The sequence below is a fragment of the Bradyrhizobium pachyrhizi genome, from assembly GCF_001189245.1.
Taxonomy (GTDB): domain Bacteria; phylum Pseudomonadota; class Alphaproteobacteria; order Rhizobiales; family Xanthobacteraceae; genus Bradyrhizobium; species Bradyrhizobium pachyrhizi.
In genome coordinates this window covers 86,454-86,691 of sequence record NZ_LFIQ01000089.1, presented here as the reverse complement: position 1 = coordinate 86,691, position 238 = coordinate 86,454, and the positions used below count along the sequence as shown (strand labels likewise).

General features: G+C 66.8%; 1 protein-coding gene. It reads left to right on the top strand.

Annotated features, from left to right (window positions below):
* Positions 1-79 precede the first annotated feature (79 nt).
* The coding region (locus AKL29_RS45290; protein ID WP_488230429.1) for a thiolase family protein at positions 80-238 on the top strand (159 nt) is incomplete at its 3' end.

The window sequence follows — 238 nt, the reverse complement described above, 5'->3', positions numbered from 1 at the left end:
ATCCAATTCGGCGATCCCGCCTATCACGTGTTGCGCTTTGCGCAGCTCGACGCGGCCGCCTGAAGCCAGAGAGGCAAGCATGTCATCACCTGAAGCAGTCATCGTTTCCACCGCGCGCACCGGCGTCGGCAAGGCCTATCGCGGCGCGCTCAACAACACCGACGGCCCGACCCTGGCCGGCCATGTCATGGCGGAAGCCGTCAAGCGCGCCGGCATCGCGCCTGGCGAGGTCGAGGAC